Source organism: Variovorax pasteuri, from assembly GCF_051216435.1.
Taxonomy (GTDB): Bacteria; Pseudomonadota; Gammaproteobacteria; order Burkholderiales; family Burkholderiaceae_C; genus Variovorax.
The window spans coordinates 138,401-156,601 of sequence record NZ_JBPJZS010000004.1; the positions used below are offsets into that span (position 1 = coordinate 138,401).

Here is an 18,201-nt window from a genome sequence, read left to right on the forward strand (position 1 = left end):
CGAGACGCCGAAGACGCGCTCGCGGGGGTGTCACGGCCGGGGCTGCGCTCGCCCCGGCCGGCGTTCGTGTCGTGGAAGCCCTTCGCAGGACACCGGTATCGGCCGACTCTGCATGATCCACGGCTTCGACGACCCCGCGCGTCCTCTCTTGCCCGTGACATGCACATTCCTCCGAACGCAGCCCCCGACTCCTCTACCGCTCGCGCCACGGCGCGCGAATGGACCGGCCTGGGCGTCATCGCGCTGCCGTGCATGCTGTATTCGATGGACCTCACGGTGCTGAACCTGGCGATCCCGTCGATCAGCGAAGACCTCAAGCCTACCGCCTCGCAGTTGCTGTGGATCGTCGACATCTACGGCTTCTTCGTCGCCGGCCTGCTGGTCACCATGGGCACGCTGGGCGACCGCATCGGCCGGCGGCGCCTGCTGCTGATCGGCGCGGCGGCCTTCGGCGTGGCCTCGGTGCTGGCGGCGTTCTCCACCAGCGCCAACATGCTCATCGCCACCCGCGCGCTGCTCGGTGTGGCGGGCGCCACGCTGGCGCCGTCCACGCTCTCGCTGATCCGCAACATGTTCCTCGACCCGGCCCAGCGCACCGTGGCCATCGGCGTGTGGATCTCCAGCTACTCGGCCGGCGCCGTCATCGGCCCGGTGCTGGGCGGTGTGCTGCTGCAGTACTTTGCGTGGGGCTCGGTGTTCCTGATCGGCGTGCCGGTGATGGTGCTGCTGCTGGTGCTCGGGCCGCTGCTGCTGCCCGAGTACCGCAACCCCGACGCGGCCCGGCTCGACCTGGCCAGCGCCGCGCTGTCGCTGGGCGCGGTGCTGGCGGCGATCTACGGCGTGAAGCAGATCGCGGAGCATGGGGTGCATGCGCTGCCCCTGTTGTCGATCGCTGTCGGCGCGGTGCTCGGCTGGGTGTTCGTACGTCGCCAGAAGCGGCTGGCCGACCCGATGATCGACCTGCGCCTGTTCGTGCTGCCGGCCTTCAGCGTCTCGCTGGGCGCCTACATGCTGGCCTGCTTCGTGATGTTCGGCATGTTCCTGTACAACGCCCAGTACCTGCAACTGGTGCTCGGCCTGTCGCCGCTGCATGCGGGCCTGTGGAGCATGCCGAGCGCGGGCGCCTTCATCGTCGGCTCGATGGTGGTGCCGGTGCTGGCGCGGCACATGCAGCCGGCCTTCGTGATGGGCGGCGGGCTGGCGGTGGCGGCGCTGGGGTTCGGCATGCTGGCGGTGCTGCCCGCGCAGGACGGGCTGGCCTGGATGGTGGCGAGCGCGGTCGTCTCCTCGCTCGGCCTCGCGCCGGTGTTCACGCTGGCGACCGACCTGGTGGTCGGCAGCGCACCGCCGGAGCGCGCGGGCGTGGCGTCGGCCATCTCGGAAACCAGCTCCGAGTTCGGTGGCGCGCTGGGCATCGCGATCCTGGGGAGCATCGGCGCGGCGATCTACCGCGCAACGATGGGCGATGCGGTGCCCGCCGGTCTGGCGGGCCCGGTGGAGCTGGAGGCCGCCCGCAGCACGCTGGGCGGCGCGGTGGCCTTGGCCGGCCAGCTCGCGGGCGGTGCGGGTGCGCAACTGCTCGACGCGGGGCGCGAGGCCCTGATGCACGGCCTGCGCCTGACGGGCGGCATCTGTGCTGCGGTGCTGCTGTCGGTGGGTGCGCTGGTGGCGGTGCGGCTGCGCGGCGTGAATGCAGGCGCAGCACCGTCCCCCTGAAAACCCCCATGCGGGCGCATTGCCGCGGCGCGGGCGAAACCCCATACTGGGCTTCCCACGACGCCTTTGCCTCTCACCGGAGCCTTCCATGAGCAACGAACTGCGCAAGAAGCTGCACGACCTGGCCGAACTCTGCGACAACGCCCCCGACCCGCAGACCCGGGCCATCATCGAGGCCATCCGGCTGCAGACCGCGGTGCTGAACGAGCGGCTGTTCTCCATCGAGCTGCAGCTCGGCACGCTCGCCAAGCGGCTCGACAGCGCGCCCGAAGGCACGACGAACTGAGGGGCGACGCTTTGTAGGGATAATCCCCGCCATGAGCGGCAACACTTTCGGAACACTCTTCGCGGTCACCAATTTCGGCGAATCGCACGGCCCGGCCATCGGCTGCGTCATCGACGGCTGCCCGCCCGGCATGGCACTGAGCGAGGCCGACATCCAGGGCGACCTCGACCGCCGCCGCCCCGGCACCAGCCGCCACGTCACCCAGCGCAACGAACCCGACGCGGTGCAGATTCTTTCCGGCGTGTACGAGGGCAAGACCACCGGCACCCCCATTGCGCTGCTGATCCAGAACACCGACCAGCGCAGCAAGGACTACGGGCAGATCGCCCAGCAGTTTCGCCCCGGCCATGCCGACTTCACCTACTGGAAGAAGTACGGCATTCGCGATCCGCGCGGCGGCGGGCGCTCTTCGGCGCGGCTCACGGCGCCCATGGTGGCGGCCGGCGCGGTCGCCAAGAAGTGGCTGGCCGAAAAACACGGCATGGTGTTTCGCGGCTGCATGACGCAGATCGGCGAGATCGCGATTCCCTTCGAGAGCTGGGAGCACGTTCCCCACAACCCCTTCTTCGCCCCCATCGCCGACGTGAGCGCGCTGGAGGACTACATGGACCGCCTGCGCAAGGCCGGCGATTCGTGCGGCGCGCGCATCCGCGTCACGGCGACCCACGTGCCCATCGGCCTGGGCGAACCGCTGTTCGACAAGCTCGACGCCGAAATCGCCTACGCCATGATGGGTATCAACGCGGTGAAGGCGGTGGAAATCGGCGCCGGCTTCGACAGCGTCACCCAGCGCGGCACCACGCACGGCGACTCGATCACGCCCACCGGCTTCGCCACCAACAACGCGGGCGGCATCCTGGGCGGCATCAGCTCGGGGCAGGACCTCGAGGTCAGCATCGCCATCAAGCCGACCAGCTCGATCATCAGCCCGCGCCAGTCGGTCGACATCCACAACAACCCCGTCGAAGTGATCACCAAGGGCCGCCACGACCCCTGCGTGGGCATCCGCGCGACGCCCATCGCCGAGGCCATGCTCGCACTGGTGGTGATGGAGCATGTGCTGCGCAACCGCGCGCAGTGCGGCGACGTGCAGGCGCAAGCCGACAAGACCGAGGCCGCGTCGCCGCAGGCGTCTTTCCTGTAGTGCAAGGCCCGCCACCCGTGGCCGCCGGGCGCGGCCACCTGCTGGCGTTCGCTGGTCTGTCGGCCAGCTATTTCGCGCACATCGGTTTCTTCAACCCCTACCTGCCGCTGTGGCTCAAGGACCTGGGGCTGCCGATCTTCACCATCAGCCTGCTGGCCTCGGTGCAGTCGATCACGCGGGTGTTCGCACCCTATGCCTGGGGCGCGCTCAGCGACCACACCGGGCACCGCGTGAAGCTGCTGCGCTTCAGCGCGGCGGTGGCGCTCGTCAGTTCGTTCGGCCTGTGGTGGCACGGCGGCGCCTGGTGGCTCGCGCTGGTGCTGCTGGTCATGTTCACCCACACCAGCTCGATGATGTCGCTCACCGAAGCGGCCATGGCCCAGCTGGTGGCCGGCGACTGGGGGCGCTACGGACGCATCCGTCTGTGCGGTTCGGCCGGTTTCCTGCTCACGGTGTTCGTGGCGGGCGAGTGGTTCGAGCGCTTCGGCATGAAGCACTTTCCGGCGTGGGCTGCGGGCACGCTGGCCATCGTGCTCATCGCGACGATGAAGCTGCCCGACGTGCGCGAGCCGGTGGCCGCGCACGGCAGTGTCAAGCCGCCCATCGGCCCGGTGCTGCGCAACCCGGCGGTACGGTGGTTCTTTGCCGCGCTGTTCTTCCAGGTGATGTCGCACTTTTCGGTGTACGCGTTCTTCTCGCTCTACCTCGATTCCATCGGCTACGGCAAGAGCACCATCGGCCTGCTGTGGGCGCTGTCGGTGGTGGCCGAGATCGTGTGGTTCTTTCTGCAGGGCCGGCTCATCGGCCTGATGCCGATGCCGCGCTGGATGCTGGTGTGCGGCATTGCGGCCGTGGCGCGGCTCGGGCTGACCGCGGGGCTGGGCAGCTCGATTGCGGCGCTCGTCGTCGCGCAGTGGCTGCATGCGCTGAGCTTCGCGGCGCACCACACCACCTGCATCGCGATGGTGTCGCGCCGCTTTCCCGGCCACCTGCGCGGGCGGGGGCAGGCGCTGTTCACCGTGATCGGCTACGGCTTCGGCGGCGTGCTGGGCGTGTTGCTCGGCGGAGCCGTGGCGCAGGTCTTCGGGTACCGCACGATGTTTGCGGCGGCTGCCGTGCTTGCGGCGGCGGGCAGCCTGTGCGCGTGGCGGGTGGTGACGCTCGAACGCAGGGAGCGGGCGGCTCGGGCCTGAGCACCGGTCTTGGCCGGCATTGCCGGTATTGCCGGCGCCGATGAGCCTGCGTGCAGAGCCAACCGCTCGCCGCTCAGGCGGCATTCCTGCGACCTGTTGCTTGACCTTCAATTGAGGAGAACTTTTTACTGAGCCTTGTGGTTCTCAATGATTGGAATTGTTATTTACGGTAAATCAACATTTAAAATAATTGTGAAAACAAGCAAGGGGAGGTGAGCGTGAAGCTCAATTTGCAAACGATATTCGTATTTGATCAATTCCAATTAGGCGTTTTTTCTTATAAGCAGTTCGCGGCGTTGCAATGAGCCGCCGCGTCAGCATCCAGACCCCGCTGGGCGAGGCGTTGCAGCTGCGCCAGTTGGTGGGCCGCGAAGCGCTCAGTCAGCTGTACGCGTTCGACATCGACCTGCTGGGCAACAGCAATGGACTCGAGCCCAAGGCGCTGCTGGGCAAGGCGGCCACCGTGGTGCTGGAAACCGAGGGCGGTGTGCGCTACCTGGGCGGCATCGCCACGCGCTTCGGCCTGCAGGAGGAAGACGCGCGCAGCTCGTTCTACCGGCTGCGCCTGCGCCCCTGGCTGTGGCTGGCCACCCGGCGCAGCGACTTTCGCATCTTCCAGGGCAAGAGCGTGCCCGACATCCTCACCGAGGTGCTCGGCAGCTACGGCCATCCCGTCGAGAAGAAGCTCACGCGCGCCGACTACCGCCGCTGGGACTACTGCGTGCAGTACCACGAGAGCGACTTCGACTTCGTCTCTCGCCTGTGCGAGCTCGAAGGCATTTACTACTACTTCCGCCACGAGGCCGCGCAGCACGTGCTGGTGTTCGCCGACGACATGGCCGGCTCGCACAGCCCGCTGCCCGGCGGCGAAGAGGTGCGCTACCACCCGCTGGAAAAGTCGGGCATGGGCCAGCGCGAGCGCATCTATGCGTGGGAGATCGCGGAAGAAGTGCGCCCCGGCCACCACTACAACGACGACTACGACTTCGAAAAGCCCAAGGCCGAGCTGTCGCACCTGCGGCAGATGCCCCCGGGGCACGACCACGACAACTACGAGCAGTACGAGTGGCCCGGCGGTTTCACGCAGCACGCCGACGGTGAAACCTACGCGCGCATCCGCAACGAGGAGCAGCTGAGCCAGCGCAGCCGCGTCACCGGCCGCGCGAACCTGCGCGAGCTGGCCCCCGGCTACACGCTGCGCCTGAGCGGCCACCCGAAGGCCGACCAGAACCGGCAGTACCTGCTGGTGGGCGTGAGCTACCACCTGCAGGAGACCCTGCAGGCCAGCGAGGGCGCGCAAGGCACCGAGGGCTCGGTACAGCGCTTCGCGTTCGACGCGCAACCCACCAGCTACCCCTGGCGCCCCGCGCGCACCACGCCCAAGCCGCGCACGCGCGGGCCGCAGACCGCGATGGTGGTGGGCCCGCAGGGCGAGCAGATCTGGACCGACGCGTACGGGCGCATCAAGGTGCAGTTCCACTGGGACCGCATCGGGCAGGAGAACGAGAACTCCAGCTGCTGGGTGCGCGTGTCCACCGCGTGGGGCGGCGCCACCTTCGGCATGACCTCGGTGCCGCGCATCGGCATGGAGGTGATCGTCGACTTCCTGAACGGTGACCCTGACCACCCCATCGTCACCGGCTGCGTGCACAACGCGGACACCATGCCTGCGTGGGAGCTGCCCGGGCAGAAGCACCTGTCGGGCATTCGCAGCCGCGAGCTCGGCGGCGGGCGCAGCAACCACCTGGTGCTGGACGACACGCAGGGCAAGATCCAGGCGCAGCTGCGCAGCGACCACCAGGCCAGCCAGCTGAGCGTGGGCCACATCGGGCGCATCGAGGACACCGCGGGGCGCCAGGAGCCGCGCGGCCAGGGCTTCGAGTTGCGCACCGACGGGCACGGCGCGGTGCGCGCGGCCCGGGGCCTGCTGCTGACCACAGAGCCGCGTGCCAATGCACAGGCGCACACCACCGACATGGGCGAGACCGTGGCGCGGCTCACGCAGGGCCGCGACCTGCACGAGGGGCTGAGCCAGGCGGCGCAGGAAGCCAAGGCCCACGAGGCCGGCGACCAGGACGAGGTCACGCAGGAGCTGAAGGCGCAGAACGAGGCCATCAAGGGCCAGGGCACGGGCGACCGCGCGCAGGGCGAGTTTCCCGAGTTCCAGGCGCCGCACCTCACGCTGGCGAGCAAGGAGGGCATCCAGACCGCGGCGCAGGGCTCCACCCATGTGGTGAGCAACGAGCACAACGCGCTCACCAGCGGCGGCCACACCAGCGTGAGCGCGGGCAAGAGCTTTCTGGCGAGCGCGAAGAACGCGGTGCGCCTGTTCGCCCACAAGGCCGGCATGAAGCTGGTGGCGGCGGGCGCCGACATCGACATCTCGGCGCTAAAGGACAGCGTGAACGTGCTGGCCAAGCTCAACATCACGCACACGGCCAGCCGGATCACCATCAGCGCGAAAGAGGAGGTGGTGATCAACGGCGGTTCCAGCTACAGCCGCTGGAGCGCCGGCGGCATCGAGCACGGCACCTCGGGCACCTGGCGCGAGCATGCGGCGGTGCACAGCCTGGTGGGGCCGGCCAGCGAGGGCAAGCCGTCGCTGCCCAACCCGGCGCCGCTGCCCAAGGGGCAGCTCGACCTGTACCACCAGTACGTCAAGCCGACCGGCGAAAAGCGCCAGGGCGTGGCGCAGGGCGACTTCACGGTGGTCGACTCCGAAGGCGGCTCGCACGCGGGCACCCTCGACCGCAACGGCTTCGCGAGCGTGGCGGGCCTGCCCATCGGCACGGCCAAGGTGACCTTCGGAAAGGACCCACGCGATCCGTGGGACGAGGGCAGCTACTTCGGCACGCCCGAAGACTGGAAGGCCAGGAGTGCCGGTAGCGCGGAGCCGACCGGCGCGGGCGGCGGGGTGTCGGGCACGGGCGGCGCGGCGGGCCTGCTGGCCGGCGCCTTCGGGTTGCTCGGCGGTGTGGGTGGTGTGGGCGGTGTGGCCAGCGTGGGAAGTGCCGCCGGCGCCGCGGCTGCGCTGGCCGGCGTCGCCGGCGTGGGCAGCAGTGCGGCGGGCGCGTTGGCCAGGGTCACGCAGGCGGCGAGCCTGGCGCAGCAGACCGTGGGGGCCGCGCAGTCGTTCCAGCAGGGCGGCGCGAAGGCGCTGCTCGGGCAGGCGAGCCAGGCCGCCACGGGCATGGCGATGCAGGCGGCCGGCGCCCGGCTGGGGCCGATGGGTGCGCCGGTCACCGGTGCGGTCACCGGGGCCCTAGGTGGCATGAAGCTGCCGAAGCTCGATGCCGCGCCGGCTTCAGCCGCCGTTGCGACCGCGGGCCGCACACCCGGCTTCACAGGCTGACGCGCCGCACCTCCACAACCGAACACATCAGCCTCCAGAGCACAGGAAAAAATGGCAGGACAGGAAGCAGCGCCGACGCCGCAGGCGGCGGAGCGCGAACCCCAGACGGCGGTCGCGCCACTGAACACCATCGTGCCGGAAGACATCGCCGCGTCCAGCAAGGCGGTGGACGACTGGCTGCGCTCCTTCACCGGTGGCTACGTCACGCTGGAGCGCCTGACGATGGTGCTGGGCAGCATTCCGGTCATCGGCAACATCATGGCGCTGGTGGATGTGTTCCTGGACATCATCAACATCGTCGAGAAGAAGGCCAAGGATGGCATCGAGGCCTTCCTGCTCTGGGTGAGCCTTGGCATCAACCTCATTGGCCTGATTCCGCTGCCGCCGAGCATGGCGGCCGCGCGCATGAGCCTGCGGCCCACGCTGCACCTGGTGCGGCAGGAGCTGAAGAACGCCGCGTCCAACCTGGGCGAGGCCATCGTCACCACGCTGGTGGGCCACCTGAACGCCACCATCGCCGGCGAGCTGGAAGTCTTCATCGACGGCGCGATCGCCAAGCTCGGCGACATGCTGCAGGGCTGCGCGCGGCTGAGCGACAGCATCGTGGACAACCTGGTCGACACCCTGCAGCGCGTGCTGGGCCAGAAGGACATGTTCACGGTCGCCACGCCCGTCGCGGCCGAAACCCAGGTGCACGACCCCCAGACCCAGAGCACCTGGCGCCGGTTGTGGGGCACCGCCGTCAAGTACGGCAAGCAGTCGGCCAACTACGCGGCCAAGGTGGCGGCCAACCGGCTGCCCGACAGCGTGGCGGGCGAGGTCAACCGCGTCATCGCGAGCCTGCTGGACTTCAAGAAGACCTTTCGCAACCAGCTCGTTCAGCTGGCCGACAAGGAGGCGCAGGCCAGCATCATGTGGCTGCTGCACAAGCTGCTGGCCGCCATCGCGCGCAAGAAGGGTCAGCGCGGCGCCGTCGTGTCGCCGCAGGCGGGCGCCAAGGCCGAGAAGGACAAGCCGGGCACCCAGCTCGAGCACGTCAACAAGCAAGCCGACGCCAAGAAAGACGCCGGCTGCAAGAACTGCCCCGCGCCCGTGGCGCTGGGCAAGTCGATCAGCTTGGTAACGGGCTGCGAAAGCTTCACCCACACCGACTTCGTGCTCGCCGCGCCGCTGCCCATCGAATGGGCGCGCACCTACCGCAGCCAGCTCGACGCCTACGACCGTTCGCCCCTGGGCGCGCGCTGGCTCACGGCCTACAGCACGCGCGTGGACCAGGCAACGCCGGCCCGCGGCGAGCGCCAGGGCCAGCCCAGCCTGGTCTATCGCGCGGCCGACGGCCGCAGCCATGCCTACCCGTTGCTGGCGGTGGGCCAGGTGTACCGCGATCCCGTCGAAGAGGTGACGGTGTCGCGCCTGAACGAACGCCTGCTGACGCTGGACTTCGGCAAGCCGATGCCCGCCGGCGAGCAGGGTGCCTGGCGCGAGATCTACGAGCTGGTGCCTGGCGAGCCGCACACGCACTACCGGCTGGTCACGCTGCAGGCCAGGGACGGCCTGTCCATCGGCCTGCGCTACGACCACGTGATCGCGGCCACCGGCGAGCAGGTGCTCAGCGACATCATCAGCAAGCAGGGCGACGTGACGATGGCGCACGTGGGCACGCTGCCCGATGCGCAGACCGGGCTCATCCGGTCGCTGTGGGAACTGAAGGACGGCCAGGTGCTGCGCCAGCTCGCCGCCTACACGCACGACGCCCAGCGAGACCTGGTCGAGGCGCGGGACGAGGACGGCGCCGGCTGGCACTACAGCTACAGCCACCACCTGGTGACCCGCTACACCGACCGCACCGGCCGCGGCATGAACCTCGAATACGACGGCACGGGCCCCGATGCCAGGGCCGTGCGCGAATGGTCCGACGACGGCAGCTTTGCGCTGAAGTTCGAGTGGGACAAGAACATCCGCCTCACCTACGTGACCGACGCGCTGGGCGGCGAGACCTGGTTCTACTACGACATCCTGGGCTACACCTACCGCGTCATCCATCCCGACAAGCTGCAGGAATGGTTCTTCCGCGACGACGCGAAGAACCTCACCCGGCACGTGCATGCGGACGGCAGCACCGACGACTACAGCTACGACGTCGACGGCAACCTGCAGGTGCACACCCGTGCCGACGGCAGCCGCGTGCATTTCGAATACGACGCACTGAACCGCATGACGGGCCTGCGCGACGCCGAAGGCCACATCTGGAAGCGCAGCTACGACGCGCAGGGGCACGTCACCGAAGAAATCGACCCCCTGGGTCACAAGACCGAATACGCCTACGACAAGGCCGGCCGGCCCACCGGCATCACCGACGCCAAGGGCGGCGCCAAGCGCCTGACGTACACCTCCGCCGGCCAGCTCGCCAGCTACACCGACTGCTCGGGCAAGACCAGCCGGTGGGAGTACGACAGCCGCGGCCGGTTGAGCCGGACCATCGACGCGGCCGGGCAGGCCACGCGCTACCGCTACACCGCGACGGGCGAGCAGGCTTCGGGCAGCGACGCCAATCACCCGGGCCGGCTGGAGGAAGTCTCGCTGCCCGACCAGACCCGCGAGCACTTCGTGCACGACGCCGAAGGGCGGCTGCTCGCCCACACCGACGCGCTGGGCCGCCGCACCCGCTACAGCTACAACCGCGCGGGCCTGGTGGCCGGGCGCACCGACGCTGCGGGCCGGACCTTGCGCTACCACTGGGACCTGGCGGGCCGCCTCGCCGAGTTGCACAACGAGAACGGCAGCCACTACAGCTTCCGCTACGACCCGGCGGGGCGACTGCTGGAAGAAACCGGCTTCGACCGGCAAAGCAGGCAGTACGTGTACGAGGAAGCCACCGGCGCGCTGCTGCGGGTGGTGGAGGCCGGTGCGTACACCACGGCATTTCAGTTCGACGCGATGGGCCGCCTGGTGCAGCGCACGGCCGGCGAGGCAGGCAACGCGCAGACCGAGCGCTTCGCCTTCGACCGCAACGGCCGCCTGACGGAGGCCGCCAACGGCGACGCCAAACTGCAATGGTTCTACGACGCCGCCGGCAACCTGACCCGTGAGCACCACCACCACCTGGCCCGGTCGCAAACGGCGGTGTGGCAGCACCGCTACGACGAGCTCAACCAGCGCATCGCGACCATTCGGCCCGACGGCCATGTGACGCAATGGCTGACCTACGGCTCGGGCCACGTGCACGGACTGCTGGTCGACGGGCAGGACATCCTGGGCTTCGAGCGCGACGACCTTCATCGCGAAACCGCCCGCGCGCAGGGCAACGGCCTGAACCAGCGCCTGCGCTACGACCCCGTGGGCAGGCTGCTGGAGCAGCAGGTGTCGCCCGCCAAACCGGCCAGCGCCGGCACGGCCGAGGCGCTGAGCCTGCGCCGCAGCTACGGCTACGACAAGGCCGGCCAGTTGACCGACATCGGCGACAGCCGGCGCGGCAACCTGAGCTATCGCTACGACCCCGTGGGCCGCCTGCTCGAAGCCAGCAGCCGACTGGGCCGCGAGACCTTCGCCTTCGACCCGGCCGGCAACATCGCGGACATCGCCGCCGCCGAGCCCAGGCACCCGGGCCCGCACACCGTCAACCGCGTGCTGGACAACCTGCTCAAGGAATACGCGGGCACCACCTACCGCTACGACAAACGCGGCAACCTGTGCGAGCGCGTGAAAAACGGACGCAAGACAACGTTCGAATGGGACGGCTTCAACCGCATGACCGCCGCCACCGATGCACAGGGCAGCACCCGCTTCAGCTACGACCCGATGGGCCGGCGCATCGCCAAGCGCTCGCAGCACAGCATCACGCTGTTCGGCTGGGACGGCGACACGCTGGCCTTCGAGAGCACGCAGAGCCTGGCCGGCGACAGCGAGCGGCAAGGCCGCGGCTGGAGCGTGCACTACATCCACGAGCCGGATTCGTTCGTGCCGCTGGTGCAGGTCAGGCAGGCGAAGGCCATTGCGCTGAGCACCACCACCGACGTGAAGGCGCTGATGCAGGCCAACGGCGGCTCGTACGACATTGCGCAAGACCCGCTGTGGAACGGCGAGCAACTGCCAGCGCCGACCGCCTTCGCGAGGGAAGAAATTGCCTTCTACCAATGCGACCACCTGGGCACGCCGCAGGAGCTCACCGACCACAACGGCCAGGTGGCCTGGTCGGCGCAGTACAAGGCATGGGGCGAGGCCAGGGAGGTGATCAGCGAGGCCGGTCGAAGAGCCGGCTTTGCCAACCCGATCCGTTTCCAGGGGCAGTACCTGGACGAGGAGACCGGGCTGCACTACAACCGGCACCGCTACTACGACCCGCAGGCCGGCCGATTCGTCAGCAGCGACCCGCTGGGCCTGGGCGGCGGCATCAACACGCATGCCTACGTGCCCAACCCGGTGGCCTGGGTCGACCCACTGGGCCTGCAGGCCGCGCCGGCCTGCAAGAAGCCCAAGGGCGGGCGCTTTGCCACGGCCGACGGCGCGGCCAAGGCGGCCATGATGCGCTACAACGACAAGTCCATTCGCGACAACGTGGAGTACGGCGGCCTGGTCTACCAGACGCCCGACGGCAAGTACGACTACACCAAGGCCACCAAGGGCGAGAAGGACACCGTCAACCCCTGGAGTCCGCTGTCGCCGAGCATGCCCCGGTGCGCGCAGGAAGTGGGCTACTGGCACACCCATGGCGACCACTCCGACCGCGACGGAAACCGCACCACGCGCGCCAAGGACTACTACGGGAGCAACAACTTCTCGCCCGAAGACAAGGCCGCGGCCAAGCAAGGAATGGAACATGATCACCCCGATTACCGAGGCTACCTGGGCACGCCGAGCGACGGCTACAAGGGCTACGACCCGAAGGCCAATCAAACCTACAGGCTGTAAGGGCCTGATCATTGCGTTGGGAATCTTTATGAACATCCATGCCTCCGCCGCGCCGCTGTTCGAAGTCGAGGCGCCCGACCAGCTGCTGCTGGACACCCCCGTGGTCGCCGCGCTGAACAACGCGTACAGGCTCTTCGAGAAGACCGGCCAGGACCTGAACAACTTCACCGTTCGCATCGCCGAGCGCAAGAAGGAAAACGGCGAAGACGAGAACGGTGCAACCGCCATCGGCATCGCGTTCTCGGCCAAGCTGCCGCCGGGGCAGAAGGGGCTTGGCAACGCCAGCAAGCTGGGGCGTTCGGTGCTGTACATCGCCTCCAGGACGACGGGCGAAATCCTGCGGGAGCAGGGCAGCCGCTAGCGCGCCGCCCACGCGCTGCGCACCGACCCTTTCATGTCTTCCCAGATCATCATCCTCGCGCACGACCTGTGGCGCAAAGGCGCGGGCGGCGCCCCCGCCGGGCTGGTGGGCCAGGCCGACAGCTTTGCCTACGCGGGGCTCGACCTGGGCCTGGCCCAGTTCGCCGCCACCACCTTCACGGGCACCAGCTTCACTGCCACCAGCTTCAGGCAGGCGGGCTGGAGCGCCTGCCAGTTCACCGGCTGCAGCTTCACGCAGTGCGACTTCGGCGGCATCTCGGTCTCCGGCTGCACCTTCGTCAACTGCAGCTTCGCGCGCGCCAACTTCGACGGCGCCAGCATCGGCACCAGCACCTTCACGCAATGCCATTGGGACGACATCAGCTTCGCGGGCGGCCGCTGGACCGACGTGGGCGTGCTGAACTGCAGCGGCACCGTGGTGCATGCGCAGGGCCTGCAGGGGCGCAGTGTCGACTTCACGGGCAGCACCTTCGAGCAACTGGAGTTTCAGGGCGCCAACATCAACTGAGGGAGAGACCACGAAATGGCAGGGACGGAAGAAAAGAACGCGCCGGCGCAGCGCGAAACCCAGACGGCCGTGGCGCCGCTGAACACCATCGTGAAAGAAGACGTTGCCGCCGCCAGCAAGGCGGTGGACGACTGGCTGCGCGGCTTCAGCGGCGGCTACGTCACGCTGGAGCGGCTCACCATGGTGCTGGGCAGCATTCCGGTCATCGGCAACATCATGGCGCTGGTGGATGTGTTCCTGGACATCATCAACATCGTCGAGAAGAAGGCCAAGGACGGCATCGAGGCCTTCCTGCTCTGGGTGAGCCTTGGCATCAACCTCATCGGCCTGATTCCGCTGCCGCCGAGCATGGCGGCCGCGCGCATGAGCCTGCGGCCCACGCTGCACCTGGTGCGGCAGGAGCTGAAGAACGCCGCGTCCAACCTGGGCGAGGCCATCGTCACCACGCTGGTGGGCCACCTGAACGCCACCATCGCCGGCGAGCTGGACACCTTCATCGAGGGTGCCATCGCCAAGCTCGACGGCATCCTGAAGAGCTGCGCCGACCTGGCCGACAAGATCATCGACAACCTGGTGGACATCCTGCGACGCGTGCTGGGGCAGAAGGACCTGTTCAACGTGGCCACGCCCGGCGCGGCCGAAGCCCGCGTGCATGACCCGAAGACGGAGAGCACCTGGCGCCGCATGTGGGGCACGGCCGTGCGCTACACCAAGCAGTCGGCCAACTACGTTGCCAAGACGGCCGCGAGCCAACTGCCCGCGGGCGTGGCCAGCCGGGTGGACGGCGTGATTTCGCAGATGCTCGACTTCAAGCGGCAGCTGCGCAGCCAACTGTCGGCGCTGGCCAACAAGGAGACGCAGGCCAGCATCATGTGGCTGCTGCACAAGCTCATGGACGCGCTGCTGCGCAGGAAGGGCAAGCAGCACGCGATGCTGTCGCCGAACACCGGCGCCAAGGCCGAGAAGGTCAAGCCCGGTGAGCCGCTCGAGCACATCACCAGGCAGGCGCCGGCGCAGGGAACGGGCGGCTGCAAGACCTGCCCTGCCCTGCCGCGCGTGGGCAAGTCCATCAGCCTGGCCACCGGCAACGAGAGCTTCACGCACACCGATTTCGCGCTCGCCGCGCCGCTGCCCATCGAGTGGTCGCGCACCTATGCGAGCGACCTCGACGCCTTCGACCGCGGCAGCCTCGGCGCACGCTGGATCACGCCGTTCAGCATGCGGGTGGACGTTGCCACGCCCGTGCGCGGTGCGCGCCAGGGGCAGGCCAGCTTCGTGTACCACGCGGCCGATGGCCGCAGCCACGCCTATCCGGTGCTGCAGGTGGGGCAGAGCCACTTCGATGCCATCGAGGAACTCCGCATCTCGCTGCTGAGCGAGAGCCTGCTGGCGCTGGACTTCGGCAAGCCGCTGCCCGCCGGCGAACAGAGCGAATGGCGCGAGATCTACGAGCGCGTGGACAGCCGCCAGCCGCACTACCGGCTCGTGGCGCAGCAGGCGCAGCAGGCGAAGGACGGCAAGTCCATCGGCCTGCGCTACGACCATGTGATTGCGTCGACCGGCGAGCGCGTGCTCAGCGACATCGTCAGCAAGCAGGGCGAGGTCGTCATGGCGCACGTGGGCACGCAGCCCGATGCGCAGACCGGGCTCATCCAGTCGCTGTGGGAGCTGAAAGACGGCCAGGTCGTGCGCCAACTGGCCGCCTACACGCACGATGCGGAACGCGACCTCGTCGCCGCACAGGACGAAGACGGCGCGAGCTGGGCCTACACCTACGCGCACCATCTGGTCACCCGCTACACCGACCGCACCGGCCGCGGCATGAACCTCGAATACAACGGCACGGGCGCCGATGCCAAGGCGGTTCGCGAGTGGTCCGACGACGGCAGCTTCGCGCTCACGCTGGAGTGGGACCCGAACATTCGCCTCACCTACGTGACCGACGCAGTGGGCGGCGAGACCTGGCACTACTACGACATCCAGGGCTACACCTACCGCGTGATCCACCCCGACAAGCTGCAGGAATGGTTCTTTCGCGACGACGCCAAGAACATCACCCGCCATGTGCACACCGACGGCAGCACCGACGACTTCACTTATGACGAAGACGGCAACCTGCAAACCCACACGCGCGCCGACGGCAGCCGCGTGCATTTCGAGTACGACAAGCTCAACCGCCTGACGGGCATCCTCGATGCCGAAGGCGGCGTGTGGAAGCGCGACTACGACGCGCAAGGCCACCTGACGGAAGAGATCGACCCGCTGGGCCACAAGACCGAGTACGCCTACGACAAGGCCGGCCGGCCGGTGCGCATCACCGATGCGAAGGGCGGCGTGAAGTCGCTCGCCTATTCGCCCTCGGGCCAGTTGCTCAGCTACACCGACTGCTCCGCCAAGACCAGCCAGTGGGAATACGACGCGCGCGGCCGCCTCACCAAGGTCACCGATGCCGCGGGCAACGCCACCGGCTACCGCTACGCCGCCGGCCAGCTCGAACAGGTCGTGCAGCCCGACGAGACCGTCGAGCACTTCGTGCACGACGCCGAAGGCCGGCTACTCACTCACACCGATGCGCTCGGGCGCGCCACGCGCTACGGCTACACCCGAGCCGGGCTGATTGCCGGCCGCACCGACGCCGCGGGCCGCTCGCTCAAATACCACTGGGATCTGCAGGGCCGCCTGACCGAGCTGCACAACGAGAACGGCAGCCGCTACGACTTTCGCTACGACCCGGTGGGCCGCCTGCTCGAAGAGACCGGCTTCGACCGCAAGACCACGCAGTACATCCACGAAGCGACCACCGGCATCCTCGCCGAGGTGGTCGAAGCCGGCCACCGCACGGCGCTCGAATTCGATGCGCTCGGGCGCCTGAGCGAACGGCGGGCCGGCAAGCAGGCGGAGCGCTTCGGCTACGACCGCAGCGGCCGGCTCATCGAGGCCGCCAACGGCGACGCGCGCCTGCAGTGGTTCTACGACGCGGCCGGCAACCTTACGCGCGAGCACCACGACTACCTCGAACGCAAGCGCACGGCCGTCTGGCAACACCGCTACGACGAGCTCAACCAGCGCATCGCCACCGTGCGGCCCGACGGCCACGTCACGCAGTGGCTGACGTACGGATCGGGCCATGTGCACGGCCTGCTGCTCGACGGGCAGGACATCCTCGGCTTCGAGCGCGACGACCTGCACCGCGAGGTGGCGCGCGAGCAAGGCAACGGCCTGCGCCAGCACCTGAAGTACGACCCCGCCGGGCGCCTGCTCGAACAGCAGATCTCGCGCACCAGGCCCGGCGCCGTCGAGGCTGCGAGCGCGGCCGGCATCCAGCGCAGCTACAGCTACGACAAGGCCGGCCAGCTCGTGGGCATCGGCGACAGCCGTCGCGGCAACCTCAGCTACCGCTACGACCCGGTCGGGCGCTTGCTCGAAGCCAACAGCCGCGTGGGCCGCGAGGTGTTCGCCTTCGACCCGGCCGGCAACATCGCCGACCCCGCAACGCCTGGAGACGCGGACCAGCGCGCAGTCGGCAAGCTGCTGGACAACCTGCTGAAGAACTATGCCGGCACCAGCTACCGCTACGACGAGCGCGGCAACATGACCGAGCGCGTGCGCAACGGCTGGCGCACCGTCTTCGCCTGGGACGGCTTCAACCGCATGACCGCGGCGACCGACCCGAGCGGCATCACCACCACCTTTGCGTACGACGCGCTGGGGCGGCGCATCGCCAAGCGAACGGGCGAGGCGACCACCCTGTTCGGCTGGGACGGCGATGTGCTCGCGTTCGAGAGCACGCAGAGCCAGTCAGCGATTCAGGAGGGCGGCGAGCACGGTTTCAGCGTGCACTACATCCACGAGGCCGGCTCCTTCGTGCCGCTGGTGCAGGTGCGCCAGGCGCGCGCGATGGCGCTGAGCGAGACGACGGATACGAAGGCGCTGATGGAGGCCAATGGCGGCGTCTACGACATCGAGCAGGACCCACTGTGGAACGGTGAGCAACGCAGCGGCGCAGTGCTGCGTGCATTCGACAGGAAGGAGATGGCGTTCTATCAATGCGACCACCTTGGCACGCCGCAAGAACTGACGGACCATGAAGGGGTGGTTGCGTGGTCGGCGCAGTACAAGGCGTGGGGAGAGGCGCGGGAGGCGATCAGCGAGGCGGGGAGACGAGCGGGGGTGCGGAATCCGATACGGTTCCAGGGGCAGTATTTTGATGAAGAGACGGGGCTGCATTACAACCGGTATCGGTATTACGACCCGCAGAGCGGTCGCTTTGTCAGCCACGACCCGATTCGGCTGGCGGGCGGTATCAATTTGCAAGAGTATGCGTTTAACCCGTTGGAATGGGTCGATCCTCTCGGACTGGTAAAGACGGGAAAAGCCGGCCGATATCACGGACCAAAGCCCGAGTACACAAATCCAGGCCATCACGACACAACGTCGCCCGATTTCCGCGGAGGACGAAAAACATCCAAACTGCCTTGTCACCATGAAGAATTGGCGTCCCGGGCGGTGCCTGATGCAGAAGGAAAGCACTGGTACGCTGTTGATGACAAAGGCGTCTATCACCGTTTTGGAAATAGCAATGATGGGACCATGCATTGGAATGGTGACTCGGTCCAGAATGGAGGTTTTCCTGTGCCTCCGACTGTTCAGAAGCGCTTGGACGCATTGTTGAAAGATGGTCGATCAGTTAAATCAAATTGCCCATGAGCAGTG

At 68.2% G+C, this 18,201-nt stretch carries 9 protein-coding genes; all 9 read left to right on the forward strand.

The features are described 5' to 3' along the window. Positions 1-159 precede the first annotated feature (159 nt). The 9 genes from ACSFBM_RS17010 (at position 160) to ACSFBM_RS17050 (ending at position 18,195) form a co-directional block, all read left to right on the forward strand. Positions 160-1,716 carry an MFS transporter gene (locus ACSFBM_RS17010; RefSeq protein ID WP_435485378.1) on the forward strand — a complete coding sequence of 519 codons (1,557 nt, stop codon included), beginning with the start codon at positions 160-162 and terminating at the stop codon, positions 1,714-1,716. Between the two features lie 88 nt (positions 1,717-1,804). Next, complete coding sequence (locus tag ACSFBM_RS17015) at positions 1,805-2,002, forward strand: hypothetical protein (protein ID WP_435485379.1); 198 nt, start codon at positions 1,805-1,807, stop codon at positions 2,000-2,002. Positions 2,003-2,033: 31 nt separating this feature from the next. Further along, positions 2,034-3,146, forward strand: coding sequence for a chorismate synthase (aroC, locus tag ACSFBM_RS17020; protein ID WP_435485380.1), 1,113 nt, complete (start codon positions 2,034-2,036; stop codon positions 3,144-3,146). A 17-nt stretch (positions 3,147-3,163) separates the two neighbouring features. After that, positions 3,164-4,339, forward strand: coding sequence for an MFS transporter (locus tag ACSFBM_RS17025; protein WP_435485381.1), 1,176 nt, complete (start codon positions 3,164-3,166; stop codon positions 4,337-4,339). Between the two features lie 301 nt (positions 4,340-4,640). Next, positions 4,641-7,691 carry a type VI secretion system Vgr family protein gene (locus ACSFBM_RS17030; RefSeq protein ID WP_435485382.1) on the forward strand — a complete coding sequence of 1,017 codons (3,051 nt, stop codon included), beginning with the start codon at positions 4,641-4,643 and terminating at the stop codon, positions 7,689-7,691. Positions 7,692-7,742: 51 nt separating this feature from the next. Beyond that, positions 7,743-12,599 (forward strand): RHS repeat-associated core domain-containing protein, encoded by a 4,857-nt coding sequence (locus ACSFBM_RS17035; protein WP_435485383.1) that lies wholly within the window; start codon positions 7,743-7,745, stop codon positions 12,597-12,599. Between the two features lie 28 nt (positions 12,600-12,627). Then, on the forward strand, positions 12,628-12,960 hold the full coding sequence (locus tag ACSFBM_RS17040) for a hypothetical protein (protein ID WP_435485384.1): 333 nt from the start codon (positions 12,628-12,630) through the stop codon (positions 12,958-12,960). A gap of 33 nt (positions 12,961-12,993) precedes the next feature. Then, positions 12,994-13,488, forward strand: coding sequence for a pentapeptide repeat-containing protein (locus tag ACSFBM_RS17045; RefSeq protein ID WP_435485385.1), 495 nt, complete (start codon positions 12,994-12,996; stop codon positions 13,486-13,488). Positions 13,489-13,503: 15 nt separating this feature from the next. Continuing rightward, a complete protein-coding gene (locus ACSFBM_RS17050; RefSeq protein ID WP_435485386.1) occupies positions 13,504-18,195 on the forward strand; it encodes an RHS repeat-associated core domain-containing protein in 4,692 nt (1,563 codons plus the stop codon). The last annotated feature ends 6 nt before the right edge of the window (positions 18,196-18,201 follow it).